A 3,929-nucleotide genomic window follows, 5' to 3' on the forward strand; every position below is an offset into this window, starting at 1 on the left:
GCGCTGGTGTCCAACGTCTCGGGAGAGCTGGCCGGCGAGGAGATCACCCAGCCCGGCTACTGGGTCGAGCACGTACGGCAGCCGGTCCGGTTCGCAGACGGCGTCCACGTCATGCGGCGACGCGGGGTCACCCACTTCCTGGAGGTCGGCCCGGACGCGCAACTCGCCCCCATGATCGAACAAACCCTCACCCACCACACCGACAAAACCGGCGGTGCCGACGGCAGCCGCGCAGACGCAGAGCCTGCCTCGGTGGTAGCCCTGCTGCGCCGCGACCGGGACGAGACCGCCCAACTGGTCGCCGGGCTGGGCCTGGCCTGGGCGTGTGGTATCGGCGTGGACTGGACCGCCTGGCCGACCTGGACCACCGGGGCCGGGCCGGCGGGTGCCCGCACCGGCCACCTGGACCTGCCCACTTATCCCTTCCAGCATCGCCGCTACTGGCTGCAACCCGCCTCGGCCGGTGACCCGGCCGCGCTCGGTCTGAGTGCCGCTGGCCATCCGATCTTGGGTGCGGTGGTGGAGCAGCCTGACGGCGGCACCATCTTGACCGGCCGGTTGTCGGTCACCGCCCAGCCCTGGCTGGCCGATCACGCCATCAACGCCACCCCGATCCTGCCCGGCACCGCCTTCGTCGAGCTCGCCCTGCGCGCCGGCGACCAGGTCGGCTGCTCAGCCATCGACGAACTCACCCTGCACACCCCCCTGGAGCTACCGAGTCGGGGCCACGTGACGATCCAGGTGGTCGCCGGCCGATCCGCCGTGGACGGGCGGCGGCCCGTGGAGATCCACTCCATCGGCGAAGACGGTGTCTGGCTACGGCACGCCACCGGCTTCCTCTCCCCCGACCCGGCTCTCGTCCCGACGGCGGCACACGAGTTCGCCGACTGGCCACCGCCGGGCGCGGAGCCGCTCGACGTCACCGGCCTCTACCCGGCGATGGCCAACCGCGGCTACGACTACGGCCCCGCTTTCCGTGGCCTCACCCGAGCCTGGCGCCGCGGCGAGGAGGTGTTCGTCGAGGTGGCGTTGGCCGACGGGGTGGAGGCAACGGGCTTCGGCGTGCACCCGGCGCTGCTCGACGCGGCCCTGCACGCCACCGACCTGCTGCCCGGCCACGGCCAGGACACGGCGTTGCCGTTCGCCTGGCGCGGGGTGTCACTGCATGCCGACGGGGCGCGTGCGGCGCGGGTCAGGCTGCGCCCGGACGACGAAGCCGGGGTTCGGCTCGACCTCGCCGACCCTGTGGGCCAGCCGGTGGCCACGGTGACGTCACTGGCTTACCGCTCGGTGCCCGCGCAGTGGTCGAGTTCGCGCTCTGCGGCGCACCAGTGGCTGCACGAGATGGTGTGGCGGCCGGTGGACGTGACGGTGCCGTCGGGTGGCATCGGCGCAGATCTGGTGATCGATGCCACCGGGTGGGCCAGCGTCGGATCTGCCGACAGTGGGCTGCTGGATCTCCTGCGCCGTGGCGTGGGTTCGGTGTTGGCCCGCTTGCAGGAGTGGCTGACTCGTGAACCGGGAGATGACGCCCGATTGGTGGTGGTGACCCGGGGTGGGGTCGCCGCCGACGGCGGGCAGGTGGATCCGCTTCAGGCCGCAGTGTTCGGGTTGGTACGGGCGGCGCAGGCGGAGCATCCGGGCCGGATCACACTGGTCGATCTGGAAACCGACGCCGAGACGGCACCCGGTGAGGTGGCGCTTGCCGGCGCCTCACCGGGCCGAAGCGGCGACGGGGTGGCCGACGCGGTGGCGGCGGCGCTGGCTTGTGGTGAGCCGGAGGTGGCGCTGCGCGGCGGCCGGTTGTGGGTGCCGCGTCTAAGGCGCGTGGCGTCGCCCGGTCGGGAAGATGCGGCCTCTTCCGGGTTGGCGCCTGGCGGGGCTGGTCGGATGGGTGGTGAGGATGCCGGCGAGGAGCCCGTGGCGGCCTGGCCGGTCGATGGGACCACGCTGGTCACCGGCGGCACCGGCGGGTTGGGTGCGCTGGTGGCCCGGCATCTGGTGGCCGAGCACGGCGTACGGCAGCTGCTGCTGGTCTCCCGCCGGGGCCTGGACGCCCCCGGCGCCGCCGAACTCCGCGACGAGCTGACCGAGCAGGGCGCCGAGGTCACCGTCGCCGCCTGCGACGTGGCTGATCGGGACGCCCTGACCGTACTGCTGGAGCAGATCCCCGGCACTCATCCTCTGCGCGCGGTGGTGCATGCGGCGGGGGTGGTGGATGACGGGGTGATCACGTCGTTGTCGGCCGAGCAGGTGGAGACGGTGCTGCGGCCGAAGGTGGATGCGGCCTGGCATCTGCACGAGCTGACCCGCGATGGGGATCTGGCCCGGTTTGTGGTGTTCTCCTCGCTGGCCGGGGTGGTGGACGGGGCCGGGCAGGGGAACTACGCGGCCGCCAACGCCTTCGTCGATGCCTTGGCGATGGCGCGGGCCGCCGCCGGTCTGCCGGCGCTCTCGCTGGCGTGGGGACCGTGGGCCGAGGAGCGCGGCATGGTCGGCCGGATCGGTCCGCGGGATGAGGCGCGGATGCGCGCTACCGGGCTGATCGCTTTGACTGCGGGTCAGGGCCTGGCCTTGCTGGACGCCGGTCTGGAGGCCGGCCGGCCTCATCTGGTGCCGGCCCGGTTCGATCCGGCCGCGCTGGGCCGACGTGGGGCCGACCTGCCGGCCCTGCTGCGCGAGCTGGCCGCTCCCGCAGCGCGCCCCACCGCCGACCCCAGCCGAGCAGCCGGCCCAGCCGACCCCACCGCAGCCCTGGCAGCCCCCGCTACCGCTGGTGCGGCTGGTGCGGTGCGGCCGCTGGTGGCGGAGCTGGCTCACCTGTCGGCCCAGCAGCGGCAGCGGCGGTTGCTGGATGTGGTCTGTGGCCAGGCGGCGGCCACCTTGGGCCACGACAGCGCTGCGGCCATCGATGCCGATCGGCCGTTCCAGGATTTCGGGTTCGACTCGCTGACCGCGGTGGAGCTGCGTAACCGGCTGCACACGGTGACCGGGCTACGGCTCACTCCCACCCTGGTATTCGATCATCCCACTCCCCGCGCGCTGGCGGTGCATCTGGACGCCGCCCTGTCCGGTACCACGGCCCACCGCCCGGCCCCGGCCGTCCCGTCCGGCGGTTCGGCTGGTGATTCCGCTGATGATCTGATCGCGGTGGTGGGGATGGCCTGCCGTTTCCCCGGCCAGGTCACCAGCCCGGAAGACCTCTGGCAACTCCTGATCGACGACCGTGATGGCATCACCGGCTTCCCCACCGACCGAGGCTGGGACATCACCGGCATCTACGACCCGGAGCCCGGCAAGATGGGTCGCACCTACACCCGGCAGGGCGGGTTCCTGCACGACGCGGCGTACTTCGATCCCGCTCCGTTCGATATCGGCCCGCGTGAGGCCACCGCCATGGACCCGCAGCAGCGGCTCCTCCTGGAAACCTCCTGGGAGGCCCTGGAGCGCGCCGGCATCGACCCATCCGGACTGCGCGGCACCCCGACCGGAGTGTTCGCCGGAGTGATGTACCACGACTGGGGCACTCGGCCGGGCCGGGTGCCGGAGGAGTACGCCGGCTACTTGGGCAACGGCAGCCTGGCCAGCGTGGTGTCCGGGCGAGTGGCGTACGCGTTCGGCCTGGAGGGGCCGGCGGTGTCGGTGGACACGGCGTGTTCGTCGTCGCTGGTGGCGTTGCATCTGGCGGCGCAGGCGCTGCGTAGCGGTGAGTGTGATCTGGCGCTGGCCGGCGGGGTGACGGTGATGTCCACACCGGACACCTTCACTGACTTCGGCCTCCAGCGAGGGCTGGCCGCTGATGGGCGGTGTAAGTCGTTCGCCGAGGCGGCTGACGGGGTCGGCTGGGGCGAAGGCGTGGGCGTGCTGGTGGTGGAGCGGCTGTCGGACGCCCGCCGCCACGGGCATCGGGTCCTGGCGGTGGTACGCGG

1 protein-coding gene is annotated in these 3,929 nt (G+C 72.7%); it reads left to right on the forward strand.

Going from position 1 to position 3,929, the window contains the following annotated elements:
• The coding region (locus AB0J64_RS56880; protein ID WP_364047054.1) for an SDR family NAD(P)-dependent oxidoreductase at positions 1-3,929 on the forward strand (3,929 nt) is incomplete at both ends.

The sequence above is a fragment of the Nonomuraea sp. NPDC049695 genome, from assembly GCF_040674955.1.
GTDB lineage: Bacteria > Actinomycetota > Actinomycetes > Streptosporangiales > Streptosporangiaceae > Nonomuraea > Nonomuraea helvata.